This is a genomic window from Streptomyces sp. SLBN-8D4, assembly GCF_049739545.1.
GTDB lineage: Bacteria > Actinomycetota > Actinomycetes > Streptomycetales > Streptomycetaceae > Streptomyces > Streptomyces canus_C.
Window position 1 is genome coordinate 1,903,171 of sequence record NZ_JBMGQC010000001.1, and the last position, 26,836, is coordinate 1,930,006.

Genomic DNA, 26,836 nt, shown 5'->3' on the forward strand with positions numbered 1-26,836 from the left:
ACAGCGGTGGAATCGGCCTTGAGGGCGGTCGATGTGGTCGTGCACGGGGATTACCTCCGGATCGGTCGCCGTCAGCATCCACCGGCGGCGGTGCTCGGCGCGGCGGCCGATGGTCTTCACTGGCAGGGCCGACAGTCCCTGTTCGCGCGAGGTGCGGCAGGGCTGGTCGGGCCGTAGGGCTGCGGCAGGTTCAGGTGGGGTTCGAGGAGCGGGATGTCAAGGCGTCCGCGGTGGCCACCAGCGCGGCGCCCAGGCCGGTGAGCGCGGCGCCCAGGCCCGTGACCAGGGTCGTGAGGTGCCATGCCTGGTAGGCGGACATCAGCGAGGCGCGCAGGGACTGGCCCATGAAAGCGGTCTGGCGCAGCTGGGAGAGCTTCTCGTGGTCGCCTCCGGCGGCGTGCAACTCAGTCGTGATCTCCGCGTAGGTGCGGCCGCCGGTGGCCTTGGCGAGGTTGCCCTTGATGAACTCGGCGTAGGCGTGCGCCTCGGGGCCGGTTTCCACCCGGCGGCCGGCGTAGGCGGCGAGGTCGGCGGGCAGCCCGCGTTCGGGGAAGGCGATCTTCTGGGCGGCCAGCTCGGTGCGGATCTCCTTCCTGCCGCTGCGGCCACGCCACAGCATGACCGGTCCGGCGACCACGAGCGCTGCGCCGACCGTCCCGAGCAGGGCGCCGGCCCGGCGGTGCGATCCGTCCATGACGTGTGTTCCTTCTTTCCTTTGCTGCGATGCGAGGTGACGCGACGCGTGCGCGTCGGCTGGAGCCAGATGCACGCACCGCCCGGGTGAGTGGCGCAGGGTCAGCGGTGGCTGAGCCGCAGCCGCCAGGCTTCGGGGCCGCGTTCCAGGTACTGAACCGAGAACACCCCCGGGCGGCGCTGCTCGATCTGCGCGAGCAGCGGCAGCGGGTCGTGATGGGCGACCAGCACCATCGCGGTGCCCGCCGGGACGGCGTCGAGGGCGCCGAAGACCGTGGCGTGACGTAGGGCGTGCGGAACATCCCGGACGTCCAGTTGGGGTTCGTTCTCCTCCTCCCCGCCGCCGCAGCCGCACACTCCGCCGCAGCCGCCGCTCTCCTGGCTCTGCCGTTCGTCCATGTCGTGGCCTTCCTCGTGGTGCTGGTCCTGGGCCTCGCCCTGGGTGGACGCATTGTTCGCGAGCCGCTGGTGCATGTCCGCGAGAAGCTCCGCCAGACGGACGTCGGGTGTCATGGCGAGCAGCGGCAGCACGAGGCCGTTCTCCTTGGCCACGTGTTCCTCGAAGAGCACCTGCAGGGCCCGGGCGTCGGCTGCGGCATCCGCCGGGCCGGGTCCGGTACGCAGGGCGTCGACGAGCGTGGTGAGGCAGCGGTGTTCACCGATCAGGCTCTCGACGAGCAGGCGGGCCTCGGGCATGCGGTGGGCGGCGGGGTAAAGCGCGGCTTCCTCGGCTGCGGCGTGCGGCAGGAGCGAGCGGTCGCAGAAGGCCACGAGACCGGCGTGAATCTTCTTGGCGGCGCTCGGGTCACGGTCCACGGCGGTGAGCAGCATTTTCACCCGTCCGGACAGCTCGCCGGCCAGTCGGGCGTGGTGTGCCTCGGCTGATTGCAGGGCCGTGGCGTCCTCGGGGTCCGAGGCAAGGGTCAGCTCGCTCATCGCGGTGTCTCCAGCAGGTCGGGTCGGCTCAGCCGGCCCATGCGGCGGGGAACGGCATCCGGTAGTGCCGGCGCCGGGGGCGGATGCCGCGTCCGGCCGCACCGGGCGGCCGGACGCACGACCGAACCGGGCGACAGGCGCCTTACCCGCTGCGCCAGCGGCAGCCGGGGACGGGGTATCGGCCACCAGAACAGGCGCGGGATGCGGTCGTACCTGACAGATGGGCATCTGCGGTTCGATCAGTGCCCAGCATGCATGACGGGCCTGCCCGACTCCCCAGCCGACCGGACCCGGCACCGGGGCCATTGGTCCCTATTGAGAACGCCCCGGACTGGGCCGGAAGGCCATCTGGCAGGGACCGCCAGCCCCAGGTGCACCAGGGTCCGCGCCGCTTAGCGTTCCTGGCCATGGAGAACGATCAGAACGCACGGCGTCAGGCGTCGAGCGCAGGTGAAGGCTGGCCGCTGGCGGCCCGTCGGCTGCTCACGCGCAGCGAGGTGTCGGCCGACGGGCGCGCCGTGTTCGGCGAGAACGACGGCAAGTGGGAGGGCTTCTACCGAGACCGGTGGGCGCACGACAAGGTCGTACGGTCCACGCACGGCGTGAACTGCACCGGTTCCTGTTCGTGGATGGTGTACGTCAAGGACGGCATCATCACCTGGGAGCACCAGGCCACCGACTACCCCTCGATCGGCGCCGACTGCCCCGAGTACGAGCCGCGCGGCTGCCCCCGTGGGGCGTCGTTCTCCTGGTACACCTACTCGCCGAGCCGGGTCCGCTACCCGTACGTGCGGGGCGAGTTGCTGAAGCTGTGGCGCGAGGCCCGCAGCCGCCTCGGCGATCCGGTGGCGGCCTGGGCCGAGATCACCTCCGACCCGGCGAAGGCGCGGGCGTACAAGCGGGCCCGCGGCAAGGGCGGCCTGGTGCGCGCCGACTGGGACGAGGTGAGCGAGCTGATCGCCGCCGCCCAGGTCCACACCATCAAGACGTACGGCCCCGACCGGGTCGCCGGCTTCTCCCCGATCCCGGCGATGTCGATGGCGTCCTTCGCTGCCGGCGCCCGCTACACGTCGCTGATCGGCGGGACCCTGTTGTCGTTCTACGACTGGTACGCCGACCTGCCGATCGCCTCCCCGCAGGTCTTCGGCGACCAGACCGACGTGCCCGAGGCAGCGGACTGGTGGAACGCCGGCTATCTGATCATGTGGGGCTCCAACATCCCCGTCACCCGCACCCCGGACGCGCACTTCCTCACCGAGACCCGCTACAACGGCACCAAGGTCGTCGCGGTCAGCCCCGACTACGCCGACAACGTCAAGCACGCCGACGAGTGGCTGGCCCCGCACCCCGGTACGGACGGGGCGCTGGCGATGGCCATGGGCCACGTGATCCTGCGTGAGTTCCTGATCGACCGCGAAGTGCCCTACTTCCAGGACTACCTGCGCAAGTTCACCGACGCGCCGTTCCTGGTGACCCTGCGCGAGCACGAGCGCGGTCTCGTCCCGGACGGGTTTCTCACCGCGGCTGACCTGGGCCACGACGAGGAGCACGCTGAGTCCAGGACGGTCGTCCTCGACGGCGTCAGCGGCGAGCCCGTCGTCCCGAACGGTTCGCTCGGCTTCCGCTGGGCGAAGAAGGAACAGGGCCGCTGGAATCTCGATCTGGGCGATGTCGTGCCGGAGTTGAGCCTGCTGGAGTCGGCCGAGGACACCGCGACGGTCGCCCTGCCCCGATTCGACGAGGGGGCCACCGAGGGCGGATCGGTGATGCTGCGCGGCGTTCCGGTCCGCCGGGTCGGCGGCCGACTCGTCACCACCGTCTTCGACCTGATGCTCGCCCAGTACGGCGTGCAGCGTCCCGGCCTGCCGGGCAGCTGGCCCTCATCGTACGAGGACGCGTCGGAGCCCTACACCCCTGCCTGGCAGGAGACCATCACGTCCGTGCCGGCCGAACAGGCGGCGCGGATCGCCCGGGAGTTCGCCCGCAATGCCGAGCACACCAACGGCCGTTCGATGATCGCGATGGGTGCGGGCACCAACCACTGGTTCCACTCCGACACCATCTACCGGGCATTTCTGGCGCTGACGACGATGACCGGCTGCCAGGGTGTCAACGGCGGTGGCTGGGCGCACTACGTCGGCCAGGAGAAGGTCCGCCCGGTCACCGGGCAGCAGCACTTGTCGTTCGCCTTCGACTGGCAGCGGCCCACCCGGCACATGGCGGGCACCTCCTACTGGTACCTCAACTCCGATCAGTGGCGCTACGAGGCGTTCGGTCCCGACGAGCTGGCCTCCCCCCTCGGTGAGGGCCGCTTCAAGGGCAAGGGGTTCGCCGACTGTCTGGCGCAGGCCGTGCGGCTGGGCTGGACCCCCGGTCACCCAGGCTTCAACCGCAACCCGCTCGACCTGACGGACGAGGCCGCCGCCCAGGGCCGTCCGGTCGCCGAGCACATCGTCGACGAGCTGAAGTCCGGGCGGCTGAGGTTCGCGGTCGAGGACCCCGACGACCCCGCCAACTTCCCGCGGGTCCTGACGGTGTGGCGGGCCAACCTGCTCGGCTCCTCGGGCAAGGGCAGCGAGTACTTCCTGCGCCACCTGCTGGGCACGGACGCGGCCGTCCGCTCCGAACAGACCCCGCCCGAGCACCGGCCGAAGGATGTGGTGTGGCGGGAGGAGGCGCCCGAGGGCAAGCTCGACCTGCTGGTCACCATGGACTTCCGGATGACCTCCACCAGCCTGCTCTCCGACGTGGTCCTGCCGGCCGCGACCTGGTACGAGAAGGACGACCTGTCCAGCACGGACATGCACCCCTTCGTGCACGCCTTCACCCCGGCCATCGCCCCGCCTTGGCAGGCCCGCACCGACTACGACAGCTTCCTCACGATCGCCGACAAGTTCAGCGAACTGGCCGCCGAACACCTCGGCACCCGCACCGACGTCCTCGCGGTGCCGCTGCTGCACGACACGCCCGACGAACTCGCCCAGCCTGGCGGGGTGGTACGGGACTGGAAGGCCGGCGAGTGCGAGCCGGTGCCCGGCCGGACCATGCCGAAACTGGTGGTCATCGAGCGGGATTACGCGGCGGTGGCGCAGAAGATGCGCGCTGTGGGCCCGCTGCTGGACACCCTGGGCACCACCACCAAGGGCGTCACCGTCCACCCGAACCAGGAGATCGAAGACCTTCGGCACCGCAACGGCACCGTCCGGGACGGAGTCGCCGCCGGACGGCCTTCCCTGGCCACCGCGTCCCACATGTGCGAGGCGATCCTCGCCCTGTCCGGCACCACCAACGGCCGCCTGGCCACTGAGGGTTTCAAGGAGCTGGAGCGGCAGACCGGCAGTGAGGGTCTGGTGGAACTCGCCTCCGAACGCGAGGCGGAACGGATCACCTTCGCCGACACCCGCACCCAGCCCCGCTCCGTGATCACCTCATACGAGTGGTCGGGCTCGGAGACCGGCGGGCGCCGCTACTCCCCGTTCGTCATCAACACCGAGCACAAGAAGCCCTGGCACACCCTCACCGGCCGCCAGCACTTCTTCGTCCAGCACGACTGGATGAGCGAACTCGGCGAGCAGCTCCCCGTCTACCGGCCCCCGTTGAACACGCCCCGGCACTACGGCGACGAGCAGCTGCACGAGGACGGCCGGGCGGAGGTCACGGTGCGCTATCTGACCCCGCACTCGAAGTGGTCCATCCACTCGAACTACCAGGACAACAAGTACATGCTCGACCTGTCCCGCGGCGGACCCACGATCTGGATGTCCACCGGCGACGCCGAGAAGATCGGCGTGAAGGACAACGAGTGGATCGAGGCGTACAACCGCAACGGTGTCGTCGCCGCCCGTGCCGTGGTCACCCACCGCATGCCCGAGGGCACCGTGTACATGTACCACGCCCAGGACCGCAACGTGAACGTGCCCAAGACCGAGGTCAGCGGCAAGCGCGGTGGCATCCACAACTCCCTGACCCGGCTGCTGCTCAAGCCCACCCATCTCGCGGGCGGCTACGCCCAGTTCACCTACGCCTTCAATTACTACGGCCCGACCGGCAACCAGCGCGACGAAGTCACCGTCATCCGCCGCCGCAGCCAGCAAGTGGAGTACTGACATGCGCGTCATGGCCCAGATCGCGATGGTGATGAACCTCGACAAGTGCATCGGCTGCCACACCTGCTCGGTCACCTGCAAGCAGACGTGGACCAACCGCACCGGAGTCGAGTACGCCTGGTTCAACAACGTCGAAACCAAACCCGGCGTCGGCTACCCCCGCCGCTACGAGGACCAGGAGCACTGGAAGGGCGGCTGGATGCTCGACAAGCGCGGACGCCTCGTCCTGCGCTCCGGCGGCCGGATCAAGCGGCTGCTGTCGATCTTCTCCAACCCCGACCTGCCGAGCATCGAGGACTACTACGAGCCGGTCACCTACGACTACGACAACCTCGTCAACGCCCCCGCGCAGAAGGACATGCCCGTCGCCCGCCCCCGCTCCGTCCTCACCGGCAGGCCCACCGCCATCACCTGGGGCGCCAACTGGGAGGACGGCCTCGGCGGCGCCCCCGAGAACGCCGGCGGCGACCCCAACCTCAGCGGGGAATGGGCGCAGAAGGTCAAGTTCGAGTTCGAGCAGACCTTCCTCTTCCACCTGCCCCGCCTGTGCGAGCACTGCCTCAACCCGGCCTGCGTCTCCGCCTGCCCGTCGGGTGCGATGTACAAGCGGGTCGAGGACGGCATCGTTCTCGTCGACCAGGACCGCTGCCGGGGCTGGCGGATGTGCGTCACGGCGTGCCCGTACAAGAAGGTGTACGTCAACCACGCCACCGGCAAGGCCGAGAAGTGCACCTTCTGCTTCCCGCGTATCGAGGCCGGCCAGCCCACCGTCTGCTCCGAGACCTGCGTCGGCCGGCTGCGCTACCTCGGCCTGCTCCTCTACGACGCCGACCGCGTCGGTGAGGCCGCGGCCACCCCGGACGAGAAGGACCTCCTCGACGCCCAGCGCGGGGTCTTCCTCGACCCGCACGACCCGGAAGTGCGTGCGGCAGCACGCGAGTCGGGCATCCCGGAGGACTGGCTGGAGGCCGCCCGCCGCTCCCCGGTGTACGACCTGGTCATGCGGTACAAGGTGGCGCTGCCGCTGCACCCGGAGTACCGGACCATGCCGATGGTCTGGTACGTGCCACCGCTCTCCCCGGTGCTGGACGCCGTCGACGCGGCGGGTGGCAACCAGGACGACCCCGACCACGTCTTCGCCGCCGTCACCCGGCTGCGCATCCCGCTGGAGTACCTGGCGGAGCTGTTCACCGCCGGTGACACCGACGTCGTCGCCGGCGTGCTGATGAAGCTCACCGCGCTGCGCTCCTTCATGCGGGAGCGCACCCTCGGCGAGGAGGGCGACGAGGCCGTGCTCAAGGCCGTCGGTCTGACCGCCCGGGAGGCGGAGGACCTGCACCGGCTGCTCGCCGTCGCCAAGTACGCCGACCGGTATGTCGTCCCCGCCGCCCACAAGGAGGACGCCGCCGCGCTGAGCGCGATGGAGAACCGCTGCCCGGTCGAGTCCTCCGAAGAGCCACAGCCCGCCGACGGCCGCCGCGTGATGCTCGGCATCCCCACCCTGCGCCGCCGTACACCCGAAGCTCCCGCCGGAGGCCGTCCGTGAGCCCGCTGCCCTCCCCCAGTGCTGGACGCCTGGGGGGACCCCCATCGATTCCCGCCCTCGTCCGCACCCGCGTCCGGGCAGCCGTCCGCCGCCCGTCCCGGCTCACACCCGAGGAGACGGCTGGCCGAGCCCTGATACTGCGGCTCGTGTCGCTGCTCCTGCAGTACCCCGACTCCGAACTGATCTCAGCCCGGACGGAATTGACGACCGTCGTCGAAGCCCTTCCGGCCTCGCCCGCGGCGGAACGCCTGGCCCGGTTCACCGACTGGTTCGCCGCCCAGGATCCCGAGGCGCTGGAGCGCCACTACGTCGAGATGTTCGACCTGCGCCGCAAGAGCAGCCTCTACCTCACCTACTACCTGCACGGCGACACCCGCCGCCGAGGCATGGCCTTGCTCACCCTCAACCAGCGGTACAAGGCCGCGGGCTGGAACACCGAGGGCGGAGAACTGCCCGACCACCTCCCGGTCGTCCTGGAGTTCGCCGCCCTCGTGGGCCCGGGTGGTGGCGAGGCACCGCTGCGCCAGCACCGACGCGGGCTGGAGCTGATCCACCAGGCGCTGACCGACGCCGACTCGTCGTACCGGCACGTCCTGGCCGCGCTCCTCACCCTGCTGCCGCCGCCCACCGACGCGGACCGTGCGGCGGTGGCCCAGCTCGTCGCCGAGGGCCCGCCGAGCGAGGAGGTCGGCCTCGACCCCTACGGGACCTACGGAGACGGCGAGTTCGCCCCGCCGGGCACCTTCGTGCCGCCGGCCGCAGCCCCGTCGACCTGCGTGCCACCCGCTCCGACCAGCCGTACGGAAGGCACCCGATGAGCGCCGTACCCACTCCCCTGGCCGCCGCGTCCACCAGCGGCGCAGACCTCCTCCTGTGGGTTGCCGTCCCCTATATCTGTCTCGCGGTGTTCGTCGTCGGGCACGTCTGGCGCTACCGGCAGGACCAGTTCGGCTGGACTTCGCGCACCAGCCAGCTTCTCGAACACCGGTGGCTGCGCTTCGGCAGCCCCCTGTTCCACCTGGGCGCCTTCATGGTGATCGCCGGGCACGTCGTGGGGCTCGCCGTCCCCGACACGTGGACCGAGGCCGTGGGGATCACCGAGCACACCTACCACACCACGGCCGTCTGGGCGGGTTCCGTGGCGGGCGTCGCCATGGTCACCGGACTCGGCATGCTGTGTGCCCGCCGGCTGCTGACCCGATCGATCCGGCTGGGCACCGACCGCAGCGACAAACTGCTCTTCCCGCTGCTGTCCGCCACCGTGCTGCTCGGTATCACCGCCACCGCCGCCCACAACGTCTTCGGCCCCGGCTACGACTACCGCTCCACCGTCTCCGTCTGGTTCCGCGGCCTGTTCGTCCTCCAGCCGCAACCGGAAGCCATCGCCGGCGCCCCGCTGCTGTTCCAGCTGCACGCCCTGACCGCCTGCCTGCTCTTCGCCGCCTGGCCCTTCACCCGCCTCGTCCACGTGTGGAGCGCCCCCATCGGATACCTCGCCCGGCCGTACCTGGTCTACCGGCGGCGGGCCACGCCGGCATCGGCTCCGTCGGCAGGGGGCCGGCCCCGGTCGGCCTCCGGCTCCCAGCGAACGGTATGAGCCACACACCCGCGCTCGCGCCGGACGCCACGACCGCCCGGAGCACGAACGCCGTGGGCGCGAGCCGCCGAACGGGCCTGGTCATGCTCGTCACCGGGATCGTCGGATGGCTCGCCTCCTTCCAGCTCACCGTGGACGACTGGCGGCTCCTGAAGGACCCGGCCTACCAACCGCCGTGCAACATCAGCCCGATCGTGAGTTGCGGCAGCGTCATGTCCAGCTCACAGGGCAGTCTGTTCGGCTTCCCCAACATGCTGCTCGGACTCGGTGCCTTCGCCGCCGTGACCGCCCTGGGCACCGCCGTGCTCTTTGGGGCGCGCCTGCACCCTCGACTGTGGCTCGCGCTGGACGCAGGGGCGCTGGGCGGCGTCGTTTTCGTGCACTGGCTGATCGGTCAGTCGCTCTACGAGCTCAACAAGCTCTGCCCCTACTGCGCCGTCGTCTGGGTCGTCACCATCGGGCTGTTCTGGTACCTGACCATGCACTGCCTGGAGCAGGAAATCGTCCCCGCGCCCCGGGGTGTGCTGGCGGTCGTCCGGGACACGCACTGGATGCTGCTCGGCGCCTGGTACGGGGTGATCGCACTGCTCGTCCTCACCCGCTTCTGGCCGTACTGGAGCAGCCTGCTGTAGCCGGCCACCGCGCTTGGCACCACCTGTTCGCTGGTCACGCAGACGAAAGAGTAAGGCGACGCTAACCTCGCCTCCGTGCTGGTGAGGTCGGGCATGCAGCCCTATGGCAGGGCCCCTCGGCCCCATCGGCCAGGACCACAGGGCCCTCAACAGGCTCGTCGGACGAAGGGCAGCACGCGAAGGTCTTCGCCGGCGTGCATCGACGGGCATGCCAAAAGCGCTGTCCGGCCGCCTGGAGACGGTGGCAGGCGGCCGGACAGCGACCGAGTCGGCAGGACGCCGCTTCCCACTGCGGCTTCTGGTTATGGAGAACGGGTCGCCTGCAGCTGTCAGCGGCGTGGCGTGGCTTCCTGCCGTTCGGTTCCGGGAAGAAGCGTCGCTGACCGCGACTGTGGGCACACGGGCCGAACAGTCCCTTCGTTGCAGGGTTGTTGGTCCCGTACCACGAGCGGCGATCCGGACCGTTCGGCCCACTGATGCCAGGCTCTTCGGGCCGGGCCATGGACTTCCACGTCACCGACAGCTACTTCGTCGTCGCCCACTTCCACGGGATGGCAAGGACGCCCGCGGGCTGGGTTCGATGTCAGCGGACAATGGCTGCGGACTTTGGGGCCTACGTCGTCCACTACTCTTGAAGAGTTCTTCAATTCACTAGTTGCCGTGGAGCGCGGCCGTCGGGGAGGAGGCCCGGATGGGCGGGTCCGTGTTCGCCGAGGCGCTGCTGGAGCGGGTGCGTCAGGCGCGGGCGGCTCTTGGGGTGGCACTGGAGGCCGAGGACGCGTATTCGGTGGCTGTGGCCCAGGACGAGCTGGACGACGCGGTGCGGGTGGCGCGACGGCACGGGGTCGACGTCGGCCCCCTCAAGGCGGAAGCCGAAGGGGAGTGATCGGGATGGCTGTTCCCCTGTACGAGGCGAAGGCGGAGTTCTTCCGGATGCTTGGGCATCCGGTACGGATCCGGGTGCTGGAGCTGCTGCAGGACGGGCCGAAGCCGGTACGCGATCTGCTGGCGGCGATCGAGGTCGAGCCGTCGAACCTGTCGCAGCAGCTGGCCGTGCTGCGCCGCTCCGGAATCGTCACCGCCACCCGCAACGGGTCGACGGTGGTCTATGAGCTGGCCGGCGGCGATGTCGCGGAGCTGCTGGCCGCGGCCCGGCGGATCCTGTCCGTGCTGCTGGCCGGGCGCCAGGACCTGCTCGCCGAGTTGCGCGGCACGGAGCCGGCCCTGTGACGGGCGGTGCCCGCCGGTTCCGGATGCCGTGGCACCGGGGCAGACCCGCAGCGGCCATCGAGCACGTCCGGCCGCCGGTGCGGCGGCACGTCGCCTCGGTGCGGGTGGGGCCCGATGCGGTGCGGGAGTCGCGGGAAGCGGTGGCCGGACACTTCGCCGAGATGGGCATCGCCCCACACTCCGCCTTCGCGGATGCGGTGCTGCTCGTGGTGAGCGAGCTCGTCACCAACGTGCTGCGGCACGCCCCGCACTCGCCGTTGGCGGACGTGGGGATAGCGGTCGCCGGCGATCAACTGGTCGTCAGCGTCGCGGACTGCGAGCCCCGTCTTCCGGATCTCACGCTGGAGGGCATGGGCGCCGGCCTGCGGATGGTGGCCGAACTGGCCGCCGACTACGACGGGGAGCTGAGCGCCGAGTCGGCCGTCGAGCACGGCGGCAAGGTCGTTCTCGTCCGGTTCGAGATACCCCTGTAGGCACACGCGGCAGGGCGAAGGAAGGGAAATGACGCGGTGAGCGATGCCAAGAAGCGCAAGCCCCGGGACGCGGAGGACGAGAAGGAGCGTGGCGTTGCGCTGCGCGCCTTCTTCTACATCTTCGGCACCCACCTGTTCGCGGGGTTCGTGTGGCTGCTGTTCTATCTGGGCGGGCACGCCAACAAATAGGCGAGGCGTTTCCGGAAGGGCCGAGCGGCTCTGGCTTCTGCCCGTGCGGCCCATGGGAGCCTGGCGGGACCCGGAAGATCATGCGGAGGGTGACGTGGGCGGGAGGATGCTCGCCCTTACAAGGCCGTCCACGGCGCAGTCGTACGAAGAGAGGGTCACCGGAAGTGATCGCTGTTGTGGGACATCCCGACCTCACCGCGCCCACGCTGGCCATGCTGGAGGAGGAGCTGCGTCGGCGTCTGGGCGACTTCGCGCGGGCGGGCAAGGCCGGGCTGGTGCGGGCAGGTCAGGGGTTGCCGGTCGCCTTCGGACGGGCGGCGCGATCTGCTGGGCTGGCGCTGGTGACCGTCCTGCCCTCGAAGAACGGCGTGCCCGCGATGCTGGACGTGTGTGACCGTAGAGCGGCCGGGGAGTTGCTGTTGCTGTCGGAGCAGGTGCGGCTGCTGGAGTACGACGCGGCCGACCGTGACGCCCGTATAGGCGCGGACGAGAGCCTGCTGCGTTCCTGCGGCCGCCTGCTGGCCGTGTGGGACGGCTCGCCGTCGGACAGTCGGGACGCGACGGCCCACCTGGTGGCCTACGCCCGCGGATGCGGCATCGACGTCGAGGTGCTCTGGCCCGCCGACGCCAGACGCATGGTGATGGAGGAAGAGGTGTCGTGAATCCCGTGTGTTCTCCGAGCCGATCCCCTCTGCGCGCATGGTCGCGTTGATCCGTGAGGAAGCCCTCGGACTGCTGGGCACTGTGCAGTTGGGGCGGGTCGCCTTCACCGATCAGGCGCTGCCCGCGATCAGGCCGGTCAATCATCTCGTGGCCGAGGGCGACATCATCGTCCGCACCCACGGCGGATCGCACTGCTGGGGCGTGCGCTGCGGTCCGAGGTGGTGGCGTACGAGGCCGACGAGATCGACCCGGTAACGCGGACCGGGTGGAGTGTCGTGGTCAGGGGCACGGCGACTCGCTTGACCGAGGCCGCCGAACTGGCCCGCTACCAGGGGCTGCTCCCGCCGTGGATCGATGCGGAGATGGGGCAGGTGGTGCGCATCCGACCCGAGATCGTCAGCGGCTGGCGTCAATGTCGTGCAGGGTGGCTACGAGGACCTGTCGGCCTTCTACGACCTCTACGTCGAGACCGCCGAGCGGGACCGGTTCATCCCCAGCCCGTTGCCCTACTTCCAGCGGATGTGGACCGCTTTGACGGCCGAGAACGACACCGTATGCGCCTCTGTCTCGCTCTTCACGAGGGCAAGACGCTCGCCGCCGCCACGATGCTGACCGTCGGTGAGCACGTGTGGTACTCCTACGGCGCTTCCACCAGCCGCAAGCGCGAGGTCCAGCCGAACAATGCCATCCAGTGGCGGATGATGTCTGACGCCTACGAACTCGGCGCCGGCGTCTACGACTTCCGCGGCATCACCGACACCCTGGAGGAGAGCAACCACCTGCTGGGGCTGCTGAGTTCAAGGCCGGCACCGGCGGCGAGGCGGGTCGAATACCTCGGCGAGTGGGACCACCCGCTCAACAAGGTCCTCCACAAGGCCCTCGACGTCTACATGTCGCGGCGCTGAGACTCCGGCAGCCTCGTGCTGCTCGTCGACTCCTCCGTGGACACCTGCAGCGTCGCTCAACAGCGGGGAGCCGTCACAGGTCGTTGCCCGCGTAGGACAGGTTGAAGCTCTTGTTGGTCAGCGGGAAGTCCGGGACGATCGTGTCCGTCAACGCCACGGGCAGGGCAGGCCAGTTGAAGAAGGACGGGTCGACGGGCTTGACGCGTGTCAGGGTGCCGTCGGGGGCGAGTTCGACGCGGGTGGCGATGGTGCCGCGCCAGCCCTCCACGACACCCACCCCGGTGCCGGGGCCCGCTCCGGACGCCGGCGCAGGCGTCAGCAACACCATGGGGGCCGACAGACCGTCGGTGAAGTGCGCGATCAGGGCGAGGGAGGCGTCGATCTCCTCGGCGCGGACCAGGAAACGGGCCAGCACGTCACCGCTGTCGTGGACGGGCACGGTGAGCCTTGTGCCGTCGTACGGCGTGAAGGGATGCGCGATGCGGGCGTCCGTGCCGGTGAGGCCGCTGGCGCGGGCGATGTAGCCGAGGCAGCCGATGGTGCGGGCGGCGTCGGTGTGGAGGATGGCGGTGCCGGTGAAGCGGTCGTGGACGGTGGAGTGGCCCAGGGCCAGGTCGGCGATCTCGCGGATGTCCTCGCCGATGGCCTTGAGATGAGCGGGGTCGGGGAGGGCGTGCAATGCTGCGCCGCCAGGGACGATGCCGCCGCGCAGCAGCCGGTGCCCGGTGACTTCCTTGTTGAGGCGCAGGAGTTGTTCGCGGATGCGCTGGGCGTGGGCGTTGAGGATGCCGTGGCCGACGTCGTTGCACAGCATGCCGAGGTCGGCCACGTGGTTGTGGATACGCTCGAGTTCGAGGAGGAGGGCACGGGCACGCTGGGCCTCCGGCGGGACCTCGGTGCCAGTGGCCTCCTCCACGGCCAGGCAGTACGCGAGGGCGTGGCCGACCGCCGTGTCTCCGCTGATGCGCTCGGCGAGCGGAAGTCCGGCGGCGACCGTACGACCCTGGAAGAGCTTCTCCACACCCTTGTGGACGAACCAGAGGCGGGCCTTGAGCTTGAGGATGGTCTCGCCGACGACGGAGAAGCGGAAGTGGCCGGGCTCGATCAGGCCGGCGTGCACCGGGCCGACGGGGATCTCATAGACCCCGTCGCCCTCCACCTCCAGGAAGGGGTACGGGCCTTCCTGCTCGCCGAAGTTGGGCGGTGGGCCGGCGTCGGGGCGCATCGGGTACCAGCCGCGCGGCCAGTGGAAGTGGCGTACGAGGCGGCGGGGGAGCGGGTGGCCCTGGGGGATGATGCCGAACAGGTCGCGCATCTCGCGTTCGAACCGGCCCGCGGGGAAGGAGAGATGGGCGAGGGAGGGCACCTCGGGGTGGTCGGGGTGGAGGCGGACGTGGAGTTCGGTGCGGGTGTCGGGCGGGCCGGAGGTGAACAGGTACACCACACGCGGACCGGCCTCGTCGATGTGCGCGGCGACCAGGGCGAGTCGGTGGCCCGCAGCGAGCAGTTCCTCGGCGTGCTGGGGCAGTGCGGCGAGGCTGACCTGGTACGTCGTGCGCATCGTTTCAGTGGCCTCCGATCGCCTGGGCGGCGACGTGCAGCAGGTTGGTGAGCGGGCCGGTGGCGATGCCGAGGGCGGCGCAGGCGGCCAGGCCCAGCAGCAGCGGCCATACGGCGGACAGGCTGTCCTCGGCCGGTGTTCCCGGTCCCAGCAGCATCCGGGCCGTGCGGGCGGCCAGTGCGGCGAAGGCGACCAGGACGAGCAGCAGGGCGGCGGCCGTGGCCCAGCCCAGGCCGGCGCCGGCTGCGAAACCGGCGCGGGCGATGCCGAGTTCGGAGGCGAAGAGGCTGAAGGGCGGGAACGCCATCAGGGCCACCACCGCGAGCCCGAACGCCCCGGCCGGCGCGGGCGCCCGGGCCAGCAGTCCGCGGACCCGTCCGATCCGCGTGGTGCGGGTGATCTGCAGGATGCGGCCGGAGGCGCAGAAGGCGACGGACTTGGCGAGCCCGTGTCCGGCGATGTGCAGCAGGGCGGCGGTGAGGGCGAGCGGGCTGCCGATCGCCGCGGCCAGCGCGATCAGGCTCATATGCTCCATGGATGAGTAGGCCAGCATCCGCTTGTAGTCGCGCTGGGCCAGCAGCAGCCCGGCGGCCAAGGCGAGGGTGAGCAGGGCAATACCGGTCAGCAGAACGCGGGTGAAGCCGGTCCCGAGGGCGGCGTTCGCGATGACCCGGTAGCGCAGGATGGCGGCGAAGGCGACGGACAGCAGCACCCCGGACATCAGCGCGGAGACCGGTGCGGGGGCCTGGCTGTGCGCGTCGGGCAGCCAGGCGTGCAGCGGGATCAGACCGGCCTTGGCGCCGAAGCCCAGGACGACGAGTGTGATGCCGAGCCGGGTGACCGCCGGGTCGAGCTGGTCGGCGTGGGCGACGAGGGTGGGCCAGTCCAGTGCCCACGCCTCGGCGATGCCGGCCTGCCGGGCCGCGTAGTAGATGAGGACGGTGCCGAGGAAGGCGAGCGCGATCCCGGCCGAGCAGATCACGACGTACTTCCATGCCGCCTCCACCGACATGCGGGTGCGACGGTGACCGACCAGGAACGCGGTGACGATGGTGGTGGCCTCGATCGCCACCCACAGCACGCCGAGGTTGGCGGTCACCACGGCCAGGCACATCGCGGCCAAGAACGCCTGCACGAGGACGTGGTAGCGCCACACCGACTGCGCGGTAGCCCACCCCGCTACCCGCTCTCCGGCCAAGTAGGCCGGGGCGGAGCCGCAGGCGACAAGCGCGACGGCGCCGACGACCAGGAGCATCCAGGCGGTGAGCGCGTCCGCGCGCAGCAGACCCGAGTACGCCGCCGTCGGGCCGTGGCTGACGACGTCTGTGGCCAGCAGGCTCCCGCACGTAAGGATCACGGCGGGCGAGAGGAGAGCGGCCCAGTCCGCGGGATGCCGCTGCGGGGATTCCTCGGACTCGGGCGCCTCGGCGACCAGAACGTCCCCTTGTGCAGATGCCCGACGCCGGACCTGGGTGAGCTCTGCGGCGACCGCCGCGGCGGTCGAGCGGGTACGCAGTCCGGTCAGCGCGTACGCGCCGGCCACCACGAGCGGGACGGCGGCAGGTGCGGTGAGAAGCGCAGCGGAACCAGTGACGTTCATCAGTCGTGCAGCTCCCGCAGGTCGTCGATGTCGGTGGTGCCGAACGCCTCCCGGACCCGGGTGGTGAGGATCTGCAGCACCAGCACCGCGAGCAGTACGTCGAAGGAGACGCCGAGTTCGACGATCAGCGGCACGCCGGAGGTGGCAAGGAAGGCGGTGGCGGTGATGCCGTTGTCCAGCAGCAGGAACCCGACCACTTGAGCGAGCGCCCGTCTGCGGGTGACCAGGATGAAGAAGCCGATCAGGACGACCGCGAGGCCGACGGGCAGCGCCCGGGTGGCAGGAATGGGGTTCAGGGCGGTCAGCGGCCGGGCGACCGCGTAGGCCAGCAGCGTCAACAGGGACGCGGTCAGCAGCGAGGCGGCGACGTTGACCAGTGGCTGGGTCTCCCGTACCTCGTCGCTGTGCGCCCGGCCGGTGGTGAGCGCGGCCAGGGCGCGGCGCATCAGATGCGGCAGGACGCCTGCCCTGAGCAACCCGATGCCGATGCCCACGCCGATCAGGTCCCAGCGTTCCTCGTGTGCGCCGAGCAGGACGGCGATCGCGGCGAGCGCCACGCCCTGCAGGGCGAAGATCCGCACGATCGTGGCCAGTTCGCGCCGCCACAGCACGATCACCGCGGCCAGCAGGAAGGCTCCGCAGGCCAGGTCGAGGAGTTGGATGAAGAGGTCCTCGCTCATGACGTTCCGCTCAGGAAGTAGGAGGCGGTCACCGCGAGCAGTGCCAGCAGGAAGGACCCGGCGAGCAGTTCGGGCACCCGGAACAACCTGACCTTGGCCCAGAAGACCTCGGCCGCCGCCAGCACGGCGCCCAGCAGGCAGACCTTCGCCGCGAACAGGACGAGGGCCACGACGAGCGCGGTCCATGAGGCGTTGGTGGCGATGCCCCACGGTACGAACAGCGAGGACAGCAGCCCGAGCAGCAGGGTGAGCCGCATCTGGGCGCCGAGTTCGACCAGCGCCAGGTCGGGGCCGGCGTACTCCAGGACCATCGCCTCGTGAATCATGGTCAGTTCGAGGTGGGTGGAGGGATTGTCCACCGGGATCCGTCCGGTCTCCGCCAGCACCGCCACCGCGAGTGCGGCCGTGGCCAGCAGGCCGGCGGGGGAAGTGAGACGGGCCGGCTGATCGACGGCACCGTTCACGATGGCCGGGATGTTGGTCGTGCCCGCCGGTATCGACAGGGCGAACACCGACAGCAGGATGGTCGGTTCCACCAGTGCGGCGACCGTCATCTCGCGGGAGGCGCCCATCCCGCCGAACGCGGTGCCGGTGTCCAGTCCGGCCAGGGCCAGCGTCAGGGTGCCCAGCGCGATCAGCCCCACCACCACGATGAGGTCGGCGTGGCCGCTCACCGGTGTGTCCGTCGACAGCAAGGGGACGAGCCCGGCCGCGACCACGGTGGTGGCGACCAGCAGTGCGGGGGCGGTCCGGAACGCGGGCCCGGTGCCGACCGGGCTGATGGGTTCCTTGCGCAGCAGTTTGCGGGCGTCCCGCCAGGGCTGGAGCACCCCTGCCCCGGCCCGGCCCTCCAGGCGGGCGCGTACCAGACGCATCCACCCGGTCAGCAGCGGCGCCCCGGCGCCGACGACCACTACCTGCCCGGCCACGGCCGCGTATCCGACAGCACTCATCTGTTCGCTCTCACCAGCCCACCGCCAGGATCAACAGCAGCACGACCAGGCCGGCGAAGCCGTAGCCGAGATAGAGGTGAACGCTGCCGCCCGCCAGCCGCCGGGCCGCCCGCCCGGTACCGGCCAGGGCCCGCAGCACGGGTTCGTACAGCCGGTGCTCGATCCGGTCAGGCACCCGGCGCTCAAAGCGCACCCGCTCCACCAGGTACGACGACTCGCGCACCGGGGTGACGTTGACATCCTGCACGGGCGCGAGGACGTCGTCGAAGACCCGTTGCAGCGGTTCGGCGAACGAGGTGGCCGTGTAGGCCATGCGCGGGGTGGGGGCCCCGCCGCCACAGTCCCACAGGCGTGCGTTCGCACGGCGCCTCCTGCGCTGGTACAACCTCGGCAGTCCGACAGCCAGCAGCAGCGCGGCGGTCAGGGCCGATGTGATCCACAGCGGCGACAGGGACGCGGAGATGTCGGCAAGGCGCACCTTCAGCCCGCCGCCCGAGACCGCTCCACTGCCCGCCATCCCGGTCGCGGTCACGGCCCGGTCCAGGCCGTCGCCCAGCAGGCCGGGCACCAGGGCCAGAGCCGCGCACAGTGCCGCGAGCAGGCCCATCCCGACGAGCATCAGGGGCGGTGACTCCTTGGCCTCCGCGGCCGGTTCACTGCGGGGCCGGGCAAAGAAGCCCACCCCGAGCGCCTTCACGAACGCCGCCGCGGCGATACCCGCCGACAGCGCGATCAGCGCCACCGACAGCGGCAGCACGACCGCGACGGCCACCCCGGGTACCTGAAGTCCGTGGATCAGGGACTGCAGCAGCAGCCACTCGCTGATGAACCCGTTGCCCGGCGGCAGCGCCACGGCCCCGAGACCGGCCAGCGCGAACAGCCCGGCGGTGGCCGGCATGCGCGCCCGCAGCCCGCCCAGCCGGTCAAGGTCACGCAGGCCGGTGGCCCGCAGCACCGAGCCGGCCGCGCAGAACAGCAGAGCCTTGAACGCCGCGTGGTTGACCACGTGCAGCAGGGCCGCCGCCAGCGCCATTGCGGCCAGCGGCCGGTCGCCGTAGGAGGCGAACAGCCCAGAGGCCCCCACCCCGATCAGGACCAGGCCCATGTTCTCGCTCGTCGAGTACGCCAGCAGCCGCTTGAGGTCGGAGGCCATCGCCGCCTGCAGGATCCCGTACACCGCACTGACCCCGCCCACCGCCATCAGACCCAGCCACCACCACGCCGGCCCACCGCCCAGCAGGCCAAGACCGGTCCGCACGAGGCCGTAAATGCCTAGGTTGACCATGGCCGCGCTCATCAACGCCGAGACGGGACTGGGCGCTTCGGGATGAGCGCGCGGCAGCCAGGCGTGCAGCGGCACCGCACCCGCCTTCGACGCGAAAGCCGCCGCGACCAGCACGAATACCAGCCCCCGCAGCGTCGGCGACATGGAGTCGGCGCCCGCCCGGAGCGCTGCGAAGGTCTCCCCACCGGCCTGCGCAGCGAACACGGCGAATCCGGCCAGCAGCAGGACCAGGCCGAGATGCGTCATCACCGCGTACCAGACGCCCGCCTGCCGCACCGGAGCCCGCTCCCGGTGCTCGGCGAGCACCAGCAGCAGCGAGGTGAGCGCCATCAGCTCCCACAGCACCAGGAACGTGGACACCGACGCCGCCACGGGCACCAGCACCAGGGTGAGCGCGAACAGCGGCAGCACCGCCTGCGCCGTACGCGAGCCGAGCCCATGAGGACCATGTCCGGCCACATACCCGATGCCGTACACGGCGACGGCGACTACGACCGCCCCCGCCACGGCCGTGAACAGGCCCGCCAGCGCATCCACCGCCAGATGCGCCCCGGCCAGCGGCAGCAGCCCGGGGAAGACCGCGGCCCAGCGGCTGCCGCCCAGTGCAGCCACACCCGCCGTGCCACCCGCCACCCCCACGCCCACCGTCAGAACTCCGACAACCGGCACGCGGACGCGGTACGGCAGTCCGAGACCGGCCAGCGAACCCGCGCCGCCCAGCCCGGTGGCCGTCGCGAGGGCGGCCGGGATCACGCTCACCGTCCGGTCACCCTCCGCAGGGCCGCCACGATCGCCTCCGGCTCCGGCGGGCACCCTGGCACCGCCAGATCCACCGGTACGACATCGGAGACGGCGCCCTCCACGCCATAGCCGCCCGCGAACTCACCGCAGTTGATGGCGCAGTCCCCGACCGCCACCACCAGCCGCGGCTCGCCCATCGCGGCCACCGTGCGCCGCAGCGGCTCGGCCATGTTCCGCGTCACCGGCCCGGTCACCAGCGCCACGTCCGCATGGCGCGGCGAGGCCACCAGCCGGGCGCCGTACCGCTCGGCGTCGTACACCGGGTTGAAGGCCGCGGTGATCTCGATCTCACAGCCGTTGCAGGACCCCGCGTCCACACATCGCACCTGCACCGACCCGCCCAGCTCCCGAGCCTTTTCCGGGACATCGCCCTCGGGGCGCGGCGGCGCGGGCTCGGCCACCCTCCCGGTGTCGCGGATCTTGCGCAACAGGCCCATGAACCCTCCCTGGAACGGTGAGGACTGTCCGTAGGAGGCCAACGGGCCATCCCGCGAGTGGAGTTACGGCACTTTCCCGATGCTTTGCCCTTTTGGCGAATTTGATGAAGGCGACCGTCCCCCGGCACCACAGAGCGGTGTCAACTCCTCGGGAGACGGCCGCCGATCGAGGGCCGTCGCTACGACGGCGGTTTCGCCTCCCCTTGCGCGGCCTGCAGGTCGGCGAGCAGCTCGGCCTGGCCGGCCAGCACGCCGGACAGGATGGTGCGGGCGACTCGGAGGAGCTCGGCGACGTGCGGGCTGGTGAGCGAGTAGTAGACGGTCGAGCCTTCCTTGCGGGTCACCACCAGGTTCGCGCGTCGCAGCACCGCGAGCTGCTGGGACAGGTGCGCGGGCTCGATGCCCACCTCGGGCAGCATCTCGGCGACCGCGTGCTCGCGCTCGCTCAGCAGCTCCAGGACGCGGATGCGGGCCGGGTGGCCGAGCGTCTTGAAGAACTCGGCCTTCAGTTGGTACAGCGGCGTACTCATCGTGCCGTCGCCTCCCCGACCCAACAGCACGGCCCCTCCGGCCGGGCCTCGGCGCATCGCATCCACCCACTCGTCGACAACATGCGGCCCATCCTCGCCTGCGGCACCGGCCACGCCGAACCCACATGGAGGAACCGGACCGCCGAATCCAGCAATGGCGACCTCAAGTAATTGCTAACATTAGCAATTCATGAGGTCGCGTGAGGAGGAATGCGTGAGGATCACCCCGCTGCGCGGCACCGGCGTCATCTGGCTCAAGTGCCCCGTCTGCCGCGTCAAGTGCAGCCCCACCGCCCTCGGACCGAGCGGCGGATGCCCGCGCTGCGGCCATGACCGCATGCTGAAGCTGTCCTTCGGCGGCCGGTCCGCACAGAAGACAGGGGGCGCGGGCCGCGGCTGACCGTCGCTTCGCCTGCGGGAGGGGTTCGGTGATGGGTGACTGGGCTGCCCAGTCCGGTGCCGGGGTCCGCTTCGAGTGGGGGCCCGCCGGAGCCGACCGTCTCGTCACGGCAGCGGCCTGTCTGGTCGTCGTCGACGTGTTGTCCTTCACCACGGCGGTGAGCGTGGCCGTCGAGAAGGGCACCCAGATCCTTCCCTTCTGGTGCCCCAGCAACTCGTCTCCTGTTCCGAGCAGTCCGGCATCGAGAAGGCGGCCGCGGCCTATGCCCGTCAGTCGGGCGCACGGCTGGCCGTCCACCGCGCCGCTGTCACGCCCTCCAGCCCCTGGTCCCTGTTCCCGCACCATCTGCGAGCGGCACCTTTCGTCACCCGCCTGGTCCTGCCCTCCCCCAACGGCGCCGCCATCGCAGCCGCGGTCCCGCCCGGCGTACGGCTGGTCGCCGCCTGCCTGCGCAACATCACTGCTGTCGGCTCCTGGCTCACCTCCCACGGCTACGGCACTCCCGACCAACCCGTCGCCGTCGTCGCCGCGGGTGAGCACTGGCCGGACAGCACCCTGCGCCCGGCCCTGGAGGACCTGCTCGGCGCCGGAGCCTCGTCTCCGACCTGTCCGCCCAGGGCGCGGGCCCGCTCTCGGTGGAGGCCGCCGCCGCGAAGGCGAGCCACGAAGGCACCGCTGATCTTGCGCACGCGGTCGCCGCCGGTGCCTCCGGCCGGCAACTGGCCGCGAGGGGATTCGTCGAGGACATGGCGATCGCCACCGCGGAGGACACCTGCACGGTCGTGCCCGTTCGCAATGGCGACGGCGCCTTCGCCCTGGGGTGAGCCGCCGGGATCACTCGTCCGCCGGGCCTTCGTCCGACCACCCTGTGGTGCGCCACTCCTGACGGCCCTCGACGCGCCCTCCGATTCCCACGCCGTGCGCGGCCAGCGCGGCGGCCAGGTCCAGGTGCACCGGGATCGGCGGGCCGTCTCCGGTCGGGACGAGGGACCCGTCGGCGGGGATGGCGGCCAGTTCCAAGCTGCGGCCCGCCTCCGTCAGACGGCGCGCGGCTTCGGCGATCGCCACTTGTCCCTCGGCCGACCAGCTGCGCAGCTCGGTCAGGTCGACGAGCACCGGTCCGGTGCCGCGGGCCAGGGCCCAGCCGACCGCGCCGGTGAAGCGGTGGACCGCGTCCGGGCCGAGGTATCCGGCGACGGAGAGGATGCCGAGATTCTCCTCGACGGTGTAGCGCCAGTTGATAGTCATGAGGGTGTGCTTCCTGGTGCGGGTGATCGGCCGGAGGCGTGCCGATCGGTCAGAGGGGCAGGGTGATCCAGATGCTCTTGCCCCGGCCATCGGCATCCGCGCGGACCACCGCGGTACCGCCCAGGCCAAGGGTGAGTTCCATGACGGTGGCCAGACCGCCGGTGCCGGCATCGGTGAGCGACCCATACAGCGCGGGCTGGTAGGGGTGGCGGTCATGGACGGCGAAGGCCAGACAGCCCGGGCCCGACGCGTAGATCACGGTCACCTGCGGGGAGAGCACGGCGGCGTGCCGGACGCTGTTGGCGACCAGCTCACTCAGGATCAGCAGCGCCGGGTCCACCGTGGGGTGACGCAGCCCTATCCCCCACTCGACCATGGCCTGCTCGGCCGTCTCGCGGGCCATCCGCACGGCGGACGGTTCGGCGGGCAGCGTGAGCACGTGCCGGTGGGGCAGGGCTTCGAGCTGCGTGGCCATCACGCCTCCGCGCGGGCGAGGCGGAACCCGGTGACGGTCTTGGGGTGCAGGCGCAGCAGGGTGTCGTGCGGGCCGTGGGTCCAGCCGGTCAGCGTGCGCCGGTAGTGGGCGGCCTCGTCGAGGTCCGTGATCACCTCGGCGGGACCCGAGACGGTGACCGTCCAGCCGGTGGCGGGCACGGCACGGATCTCGTCCAAGTGGTACGCCGCCGTCGCGGGCACCGCAGCGGCCGGGGCCGGCGTACGCACGACCAAGCGGCCGTACTCCCACACATGACGGGCGGGCCGCACCGTCGGCAGGTCCCGTTGCACGTACACCAGCCGGCCGCTGCTGCTGCCCTCGACCAGCCACAGGGCCTCCGCACCGGAGACCTCGACCATACGAAGGGGGACGGGGAGAGTGCTCATCGCAGGGCTTCCTCGCTGGCGGTTCGGGGCGTTTGTGCGGGAACGGCGGGCAGGACTCCGGCCGCCTCCAGGTGGCCGCGGGCGGCCCGGATCGCCTCGGGGGTGGTGGCGTACTCCAGGCCCTCGTGGCGCAGCAGGTCCAGCGCGCCGACCGAGTCCAGGACCTGCCGCTGGCCGGACCGTATGCCGGAGGCCAGGACCGCGATGCCACGACGCCGCAGCTTCTCCACCGCGTCCTTCAGGACCAGGGCCCCGGTGGCGTCCATCGTCGACACCCGGGACATACGCAGGATGACGACCCGTACGTCGGCGACCTCGGTCAGCTCCAGCAGGAAGCGGTGGGCGGCGGCGAAGAACAGCGGTCCGTCGATGCGGTAGGCGACGATGTGCTCGGCCAGCAGCGCGTGTTCCTCGGCACTGTGGTCGCCCCGGTCGAGCGGCACCGGGTCGAAGCGGGCCTGCTTGGCCACGGCACGCAGGGCGAGCGCACTCGCGACGGCCAGGCCGATGATGACGGCGTACACGAGGTCCAGGGCCAGGGTCGCGACGGCGGTCAGGACGAGGATCAGCGCATCGGAGCGGGTCGCTTTCGCCATGGCTTTCAGCGAGCCGACCTCGACCATCCGGATCGCGGTGGCCAGCAGGACGCCGGCCAGTGCGGCGAGGGGGATCTTCGAGACCAGGGGTGCCGCCGCGAAGACGATCACGGCGAGGATCGCCGCGTGGGTGAGGGCGGCCAGCCGGGAACTCGCGCCGGTGCGGACGTTGACCGCGGTGCGCGCGATCGCCCCGGTCGCCGGTACCCCGCCGAACAGCGGGGCGGCGATGTTCGCCAGGCCCTGGCCGAACAGTTCCCGGTCGGGGTCGTGCTTCTGCCCGACTGTCATGCCGTCGGCGACCGAGGCGGACAGCAGCGACTCCAGGGCGGCCAGGGCCGCGACCGCCACGGCCGGAGCCATGAGCGTCCCCAGAGACCCGACCTCCAGGAAGGACAGCGAGGGTGCGGGCAGCCCGGCCGGAAGGTCGCCGATCGGTGTCGCCGCGTCCAGCCCTGCGGCCTGCGCGACGACCGTCGCGGCGATCACGGCCAGGATCGAGAACGGAACGGTCGGCCGCCACCGCGCCCCGGCCAGCATGACCGCCGCGACGGCGACGGCGAAGCCGAGAGCGGTCCAGTTCGGGGACTTCGCGAACTCCTCGATCGCCCGCCAGGTCACCACCAGCACCCGGTCGCCCTCGGGCTTGGGCACACCGAGCGCGTTCGGGACCTGCTGGAGGCCGATCACGCAGGCGATGCCGAGGGTGAAGCCCTCGACCACGGGGGCGGGAATGTACTGCATGTAGCGGCCGGCCTTGAGCGCCGCCAGCGCCACCAGCATCACGCCGGCCATCAACCCGACGGTCAGGACGCCCGTCGGCCCGTACTCACCCACGATGGGCACGAGGACCACGGTCATGGCACCGGTCGGCCCCGACACCTGCAGATTCGACCCGCCGAACACTGCGGCGAGCGCACCGGCGACGACCGCGGTCGCCAGTCCCGCCTCCGCGCCCAGGCCGGAGGAGACGCCGAAGCCGAGGGCGAGCGGCAGCGCCACGATGGCCACGGTCAGCCCGGCCAGCAGATCCCGGCGCGGGTCGCGGCGCATCTCCGTCAGGTCGGTACGGGCGGGCAGCAGCGAGGTGATCCGGGCCCAGGCCCGGCTGATCTGCGAGGTCATCGCGCGGTGACCTCGGCTTCCCGCAGCTCGGCCAGCAGCTCATTTTGCCCGGCCAGCATCTGGGTCAAGATCCGCCGCGCGGCCTTCATCAGGTCGGCCACGTCCCCGCCGGCCAGCTCATAGACCACGGTCGAGCCCTCGCGGGTCGCGGTGACGATCCCCGAGCGGCGCAGCACCGCCAGCTGCTGGGACAGGCTGGAGGGCTCCACCTCGATGGCCGCGAGCAGCTCCCGTACCGGCATCGATCCTTCCTGGAGCAACTCCAGCACCCGTATCCGTACTGGATGCCCCAGCATCCGGAAGAACTCGGCCTTGGCCTGGTACAGCGGAACGGACACGACCCCTCGGCTTCCCCTACGCCCCCCGGGGGGCGGACACGAAAGGCTGTGCCCGCGGCTACCTGCAGACACAGCCAACACAGCATCTAACCAATTGCGAAATTTTGCAATTCAGCATCAGGCTGCTGCACCGGTGTTCCCGCCAGGGAGGGGGCCGTCGGGATCAGGCTTTCTTGACCACGCTGGACTTCAACTGCATCGCCCCGAAACCATCGACCTTGCAGTCGATGTCGTGCCCGTCGACGCCGTCGACCAGCCGGATGCTGCGCACCTTGGTGCCGGCCTTGATGCCGGAAGGGCTGCCCTTGACCTTGAGCGCCTTGACCACGACCACGCTGTCGCCGTCCCGCAGCACGTTGCCGACGGAGTCCTTGACGACGCGCTCCCCGGCAGCTTCCGCGCCCTCAGTGTCGCTCTCTGCGGGTGCCCATTCGTGGCCGCACTCTGGGCACACGAGAAGGGCGTTCATTTCGTAGGTGTACTCACACGAGCACTTCGGACAGGGAGGAGGATTCTCGATCACGCCGACAGGGTAACCGGCGCCCTTACTCGCAGATTGCTGCCCGTCCACGGTGCCGGGGGGATCGACATTGAGGTGTCCCACGTACCAGGTGGGCAGTGGGAACAGCGCCCAGCGCTTCGGGTGGTTAGGTAGGGCGGCCGTGGACAGCCCCGCTGGGACGAAACCATGGCGGCGGACCATGCCCGCCCTTGGGCTCAGCCAGTCTTCCGCCCCCACCGTGTATCGATCCGGGCCCATTCCTCGTCCCATGGCGTCATACGCCGCCGGTCGAGCCCTCTGCGTACGGCCCAGGTGCCGCACAGCACGGTTCCGCCCGCGCCCATCGCGGCGACCACACCCACCAGGGCGGCCTGTATCTGTGCCTCCTGGTGCGTGACGGGCTTGGAGGTCAGTCCGCCGCGCCGGTCCGTCCACACCGTCACCAAGGTGCCTGCCGGAGTCTGGGCCGGCACCTTGGTCTGGCCCGTACGCACCGTGCCGTCCGGCGCGTTCCAGCGCACCGTCACCCACACCCGCTCGCTGTCCACCGCCTGCGGGGACTTGCTGTCCGCCGCGTCCTGGGCGAGCACGGCCGCGACGGCACGGCGTTCCGCCCGCTGCAGGTCCAGGCTGCGCTCCACCGCGCCTACCACTCCCAGTCCCGCGGGCAGGCCGCCCGCCACCGCAAGGAGCCAGGCGGTCAGCACGACCCAGGCTTCGACGATGTCCACGCGTCGCCGGAGCGGACTGCGCCGCCAGCCCCAGACCGCCGGGGGCATACGCCGCGCTCTCCCCATCGGCCGACACCCCCATGCGTGCTGGTTGAACCCCCGCCTCCAGTGTGCTCGCGAAAGCGCCCCGGAGCAGCGATCGGGCACCGGCGCGCCTTCGCACCGAGCACCGCGTGGCGGCCTCGGTCGGCATGGCA

29 protein-coding genes and 2 pseudogenes are annotated in these 26,836 nt (G+C 70.9%); 15 read left to right on the forward strand and 16 right to left on the reverse strand.

Annotation, left to right across the window (positions count from 1 at the left end):
- Positions 1-190: 190 nt before the first annotated feature.
- Complete coding sequence (locus RKD20_RS08725; RefSeq protein ID WP_424877204.1) at positions 191-694, reverse strand: hypothetical protein; 504 nt, start codon at positions 692-694, stop codon at positions 191-193.
- A 101-nt stretch (positions 695-795) separates the two neighbouring features.
- Positions 796-1,629, reverse strand: coding sequence for a DUF2249 domain-containing protein (locus tag RKD20_RS08730; RefSeq protein ID WP_424877205.1), 834 nt, complete (start codon positions 1,627-1,629; stop codon positions 796-798).
- Between the two features lie 407 nt (positions 1,630-2,036).
- Here RKD20_RS08730 and RKD20_RS08735 point away from each other — a divergent pair, with 407 nt between their 5' ends.
- From RKD20_RS08735 to RKD20_RS08795, 13 genes and pseudogenes are all read left to right on the forward strand, one after another.
- The gene (locus tag RKD20_RS08735) at positions 2,037-5,735 is read left to right on the forward strand and encodes a nitrate reductase subunit alpha (RefSeq protein ID WP_424877206.1); all 3,699 of its coding nucleotides are present in this window, start codon (positions 2,037-2,039) and stop codon (positions 5,733-5,735) included.
- Between the two features lies 1 nt (position 5,736).
- On the forward strand, positions 5,737-7,281 hold the full coding sequence (narH, locus tag RKD20_RS08740; protein WP_424877207.1) for a nitrate reductase subunit beta: 1,545 nt from the start codon (positions 5,737-5,739) through the stop codon (positions 7,279-7,281).
- On the forward strand, positions 7,278-8,099 hold the full coding sequence (gene narJ / locus RKD20_RS08745; protein WP_424877208.1) for a nitrate reductase molybdenum cofactor assembly chaperone: 822 nt from the start codon (positions 7,278-7,280) through the stop codon (positions 8,097-8,099). Before narH ends, narJ begins: the two co-directional genes overlap by 4 nt.
- Positions 8,096-8,878, forward strand: coding sequence for a respiratory nitrate reductase subunit gamma (gene narI / locus RKD20_RS08750; protein ID WP_424877209.1), 783 nt, complete (start codon positions 8,096-8,098; stop codon positions 8,876-8,878). The genes narJ and narI overlap by 4 nt, the downstream gene beginning before the upstream one ends.
- Positions 8,875-9,510, forward strand: coding sequence for a vitamin K epoxide reductase family protein (locus RKD20_RS08755; RefSeq protein WP_424877210.1), 636 nt, complete (start codon positions 8,875-8,877; stop codon positions 9,508-9,510). Before narI ends, RKD20_RS08755 begins: the two co-directional genes overlap by 4 nt.
- 691 nt (positions 9,511-10,201) lie before the next feature.
- Complete coding sequence (locus tag RKD20_RS08760; RefSeq protein WP_424877211.1) at positions 10,202-10,396, forward strand: hypothetical protein; 195 nt, start codon at positions 10,202-10,204, stop codon at positions 10,394-10,396.
- 5 nt (positions 10,397-10,401) lie between these two features.
- Entirely contained in the window at positions 10,402-10,740 is a 339-nt protein-coding gene (locus RKD20_RS08765) for an ArsR/SmtB family transcription factor (RefSeq protein ID WP_424877212.1), read from the forward strand.
- Complete coding sequence (locus RKD20_RS08770; protein ID WP_424877213.1) at positions 10,737-11,213, forward strand: ATP-binding protein; 477 nt, start codon at positions 10,737-10,739, stop codon at positions 11,211-11,213. The genes RKD20_RS08765 and RKD20_RS08770 overlap by 4 nt, the downstream gene beginning before the upstream one ends.
- 36 nt (positions 11,214-11,249) lie before the next feature.
- Positions 11,250-11,402, forward strand: a complete 153-nt coding sequence (locus tag RKD20_RS08775; RefSeq protein WP_424877214.1) for a DUF6126 family protein — start codon at positions 11,250-11,252, stop codon at positions 11,400-11,402.
- A gap of 164 nt (positions 11,403-11,566) precedes the next feature.
- A complete protein-coding gene (locus RKD20_RS08780; protein ID WP_424877215.1) occupies positions 11,567-12,064 on the forward strand; it encodes a hypothetical protein in 498 nt (165 codons plus the stop codon).
- Positions 12,065-12,101: 37 nt separating this feature from the next.
- Positions 12,102-12,320 carry a pyridoxamine 5'-phosphate oxidase family protein gene (locus RKD20_RS08785; protein ID WP_424877216.1) on the forward strand — a complete coding sequence of 73 codons (219 nt, stop codon included), beginning with the start codon at positions 12,102-12,104 and terminating at the stop codon, positions 12,318-12,320.
- Positions 12,287-12,409 (forward strand): annotated as a pseudogene (locus RKD20_RS08790) (pyridoxamine 5'-phosphate oxidase family protein); the annotation flags it as partial. The gene RKD20_RS08785 and the pseudogene RKD20_RS08790, both read left to right, overlap by 34 nt.
- Before the next feature lie 55 nt (positions 12,410-12,464).
- Positions 12,465-12,970 (forward strand): annotated as a pseudogene (locus tag RKD20_RS08795) (lipid II:glycine glycyltransferase FemX); the annotation flags it as partial.
- A gap of 73 nt (positions 12,971-13,043) precedes the next feature.
- Here RKD20_RS08795 and RKD20_RS08800 read toward each other — a convergent pair.
- The 7 genes from RKD20_RS08800 to RKD20_RS08830 all read right to left on the reverse strand — a co-directional run bounded on the left by RKD20_RS08800 (position 13,044) and on the right by RKD20_RS08830 (position 20,817).
- A complete protein-coding gene (locus RKD20_RS08800; protein ID WP_424877217.1) occupies positions 13,044-14,531 on the reverse strand; it encodes an NADH-quinone oxidoreductase subunit C in 1,488 nt (495 codons plus the stop codon).
- Between the two features lie 4 nt (positions 14,532-14,535).
- Positions 14,536-16,131: a proton-conducting transporter membrane subunit gene (locus RKD20_RS08805; RefSeq protein ID WP_424877218.1), complete on the reverse strand. Its 1,596-nt coding sequence runs from the start codon at positions 16,129-16,131 to the stop codon at positions 14,536-14,538.
- Positions 16,131-16,811, reverse strand: coding sequence for a hypothetical protein (locus tag RKD20_RS08810; protein ID WP_424877219.1), 681 nt, complete (start codon positions 16,809-16,811; stop codon positions 16,131-16,133). The genes RKD20_RS08805 and RKD20_RS08810 overlap by 1 nt, the downstream gene beginning before the upstream one ends.
- Complete coding sequence (locus RKD20_RS08815) at positions 16,808-17,764, reverse strand: respiratory chain complex I subunit 1 family protein (RefSeq protein WP_424877220.1); 957 nt, start codon at positions 17,762-17,764, stop codon at positions 16,808-16,810. The genes RKD20_RS08810 and RKD20_RS08815 overlap by 4 nt, the downstream gene beginning before the upstream one ends.
- 10 nt (positions 17,765-17,774) lie before the next feature.
- Positions 17,775-19,808, reverse strand: a complete 2,034-nt coding sequence (locus tag RKD20_RS08820) for a proton-conducting transporter membrane subunit (protein ID WP_424877221.1) — start codon at positions 19,806-19,808, stop codon at positions 17,775-17,777.
- Entirely contained in the window at positions 19,805-20,287 is a 483-nt protein-coding gene (locus RKD20_RS08825) for an NADH-quinone oxidoreductase subunit B family protein (RefSeq protein ID WP_424877222.1), read from the reverse strand. The genes RKD20_RS08820 and RKD20_RS08825 overlap by 4 nt, the downstream gene beginning before the upstream one ends.
- 179 nt (positions 20,288-20,466) lie before the next feature.
- Complete coding sequence (locus RKD20_RS08830; RefSeq protein WP_048820334.1) at positions 20,467-20,817, reverse strand: ArsR/SmtB family transcription factor; 351 nt, start codon at positions 20,815-20,817, stop codon at positions 20,467-20,469.
- Positions 20,818-21,031: 214 nt separating this feature from the next.
- Here RKD20_RS08830 and RKD20_RS08835 point away from each other — a divergent pair, with 214 nt between their 5' ends.
- Both RKD20_RS08835 and RKD20_RS08840 read left to right on the forward strand, forming a co-directional pair.
- Positions 21,032-21,217, forward strand: a complete 186-nt coding sequence (locus RKD20_RS08835; RefSeq protein ID WP_424877223.1) for a hypothetical protein — start codon at positions 21,032-21,034, stop codon at positions 21,215-21,217.
- Between the two features lie 635 nt (positions 21,218-21,852).
- Positions 21,853-22,041 (forward strand): hypothetical protein, encoded by a 189-nt coding sequence (locus RKD20_RS08840; RefSeq protein WP_424877224.1) that lies wholly within the window; start codon positions 21,853-21,855, stop codon positions 22,039-22,041.
- A 10-nt stretch (positions 22,042-22,051) separates the two neighbouring features.
- On the opposite strand, the gene RKD20_RS08845 is transcribed toward RKD20_RS08840, so the two are convergent.
- The 7 genes from RKD20_RS08845 to RKD20_RS08875 form a co-directional block, all read right to left on the reverse strand.
- Positions 22,052-22,465 carry an anti-sigma factor antagonist gene (locus RKD20_RS08845; protein ID WP_424877225.1) on the reverse strand — a complete coding sequence of 138 codons (414 nt, stop codon included), beginning with the start codon at positions 22,463-22,465 and terminating at the stop codon, positions 22,052-22,054.
- Positions 22,466-22,514: 49 nt separating this feature from the next.
- Positions 22,515-22,940, reverse strand: coding sequence for an ATP-binding protein (locus RKD20_RS08850; protein WP_424877226.1), 426 nt, complete (start codon positions 22,938-22,940; stop codon positions 22,515-22,517).
- Complete coding sequence (locus RKD20_RS08855; protein WP_424877227.1) at positions 22,940-23,347, reverse strand: pyridoxamine 5'-phosphate oxidase family protein; 408 nt, start codon at positions 23,345-23,347, stop codon at positions 22,940-22,942. The genes RKD20_RS08850 and RKD20_RS08855 overlap by 1 nt, the downstream gene beginning before the upstream one ends.
- Entirely contained in the window at positions 23,344-25,068 is a 1,725-nt protein-coding gene (locus RKD20_RS08860; RefSeq protein ID WP_424877228.1) for a SulP family inorganic anion transporter, read from the reverse strand. The genes RKD20_RS08855 and RKD20_RS08860 overlap by 4 nt, the downstream gene beginning before the upstream one ends.
- Positions 25,065-25,406, reverse strand: coding sequence for an ArsR/SmtB family transcription factor (locus RKD20_RS08865; RefSeq protein WP_424877229.1), 342 nt, complete (start codon positions 25,404-25,406; stop codon positions 25,065-25,067). The genes RKD20_RS08860 and RKD20_RS08865 overlap by 4 nt, the downstream gene beginning before the upstream one ends.
- A gap of 163 nt (positions 25,407-25,569) precedes the next feature.
- Positions 25,570-25,929 (reverse strand): zinc ribbon domain-containing protein YjdM, encoded by a 360-nt coding sequence (locus RKD20_RS08870; protein WP_424883183.1) that lies wholly within the window; start codon positions 25,927-25,929, stop codon positions 25,570-25,572.
- A 194-nt stretch (positions 25,930-26,123) separates the two neighbouring features.
- Complete coding sequence (locus tag RKD20_RS08875) at positions 26,124-26,705, reverse strand: Rv1733c family protein (protein WP_424877230.1); 582 nt, start codon at positions 26,703-26,705, stop codon at positions 26,124-26,126.
- Positions 26,706-26,836: the final 131 nt, after the last annotated feature.

Excerpts from the sequence above, each read along its gene's own strand:
- RKD20_RS08850 (WP_424877226.1), bottom strand. The coding sequence starts at position 22,940 with ATGGCCACGCAGCTCGAAGCCCTGCCCCACCGGCACGTGCTCACGCTG.
- RKD20_RS08760 (WP_424877211.1), top strand. The coding sequence starts at position 10,202 with ATGGGCGGGTCCGTGTTCGCCGAGGCGCTGCTGGAGCGGGTGCGTCAG.
- RKD20_RS08765 (WP_424877212.1), top strand. The coding sequence starts at position 10,402 with ATGGCTGTTCCCCTGTACGAGGCGAAGGCGGAGTTCTTCCGGATGCTT.
- RKD20_RS08805 (WP_424877218.1), bottom strand. The coding sequence starts at position 16,131 with ATGAACGTCACTGGTTCCGCTGCGCTTCTCACCGCACCTGCCGCCGTC.
- RKD20_RS08755 (WP_424877210.1), top strand. The coding sequence starts at position 8,875 with ATGAGCCACACACCCGCGCTCGCGCCGGACGCCACGACCGCCCGGAGC.
- RKD20_RS08825 (WP_424877222.1), bottom strand. The coding sequence starts at position 20,287 with ATGGGCCTGTTGCGCAAGATCCGCGACACCGGGAGGGTGGCCGAGCCC.
- RKD20_RS08800 (WP_424877217.1), bottom strand. The coding sequence starts at position 14,531 with ATGCGCACGACGTACCAGGTCAGCCTCGCCGCACTGCCCCAGCACGCC.
- RKD20_RS08735 (WP_424877206.1), top strand. The coding sequence starts at position 2,037 with ATGGAGAACGATCAGAACGCACGGCGTCAGGCGTCGAGCGCAGGTGAA.
- RKD20_RS08830 (WP_048820334.1), bottom strand. The coding sequence starts at position 20,817 with ATGAGTACGCCGCTGTACCAACTGAAGGCCGAGTTCTTCAAGACGCTC.
- RKD20_RS08725 (WP_424877204.1), bottom strand. The coding sequence starts at position 694 with ATGGACGGATCGCACCGCCGGGCCGGCGCCCTGCTCGGGACGGTCGGC.
- RKD20_RS08845 (WP_424877225.1), bottom strand. The coding sequence starts at position 22,465 with ATGACTATCAACTGGCGCTACACCGTCGAGGAGAATCTCGGCATCCTC.
- RKD20_RS08730 (WP_424877205.1), bottom strand. The coding sequence starts at position 1,629 with ATGAGCGAGCTGACCCTTGCCTCGGACCCCGAGGACGCCACGGCCCTG.
- narH (WP_424877207.1), top strand. The coding sequence starts at position 5,737 with ATGCGCGTCATGGCCCAGATCGCGATGGTGATGAACCTCGACAAGTGC.
- RKD20_RS08860 (WP_424877228.1), bottom strand. The coding sequence starts at position 25,068 with ATGACCTCGCAGATCAGCCGGGCCTGGGCCCGGATCACCTCGCTGCTG.
- RKD20_RS08810 (WP_424877219.1), bottom strand. The coding sequence starts at position 16,811 with ATGAGCGAGGACCTCTTCATCCAACTCCTCGACCTGGCCTGCGGAGCC.
- RKD20_RS08815 (WP_424877220.1), bottom strand. The coding sequence starts at position 17,764 with ATGAGTGCTGTCGGATACGCGGCCGTGGCCGGGCAGGTAGTGGTCGTC.
- RKD20_RS08785 (WP_424877216.1), top strand. The coding sequence starts at position 12,102 with ATGGTCGCGTTGATCCGTGAGGAAGCCCTCGGACTGCTGGGCACTGTG.
- RKD20_RS08875 (WP_424877230.1), bottom strand. The coding sequence starts at position 26,705 with ATGGGGAGAGCGCGGCGTATGCCCCCGGCGGTCTGGGGCTGGCGGCGC.
- narI (WP_424877209.1), top strand. The coding sequence starts at position 8,096 with ATGAGCGCCGTACCCACTCCCCTGGCCGCCGCGTCCACCAGCGGCGCA.
- RKD20_RS08855 (WP_424877227.1), bottom strand. The coding sequence starts at position 23,347 with ATGAGCACTCTCCCCGTCCCCCTTCGTATGGTCGAGGTCTCCGGTGCG.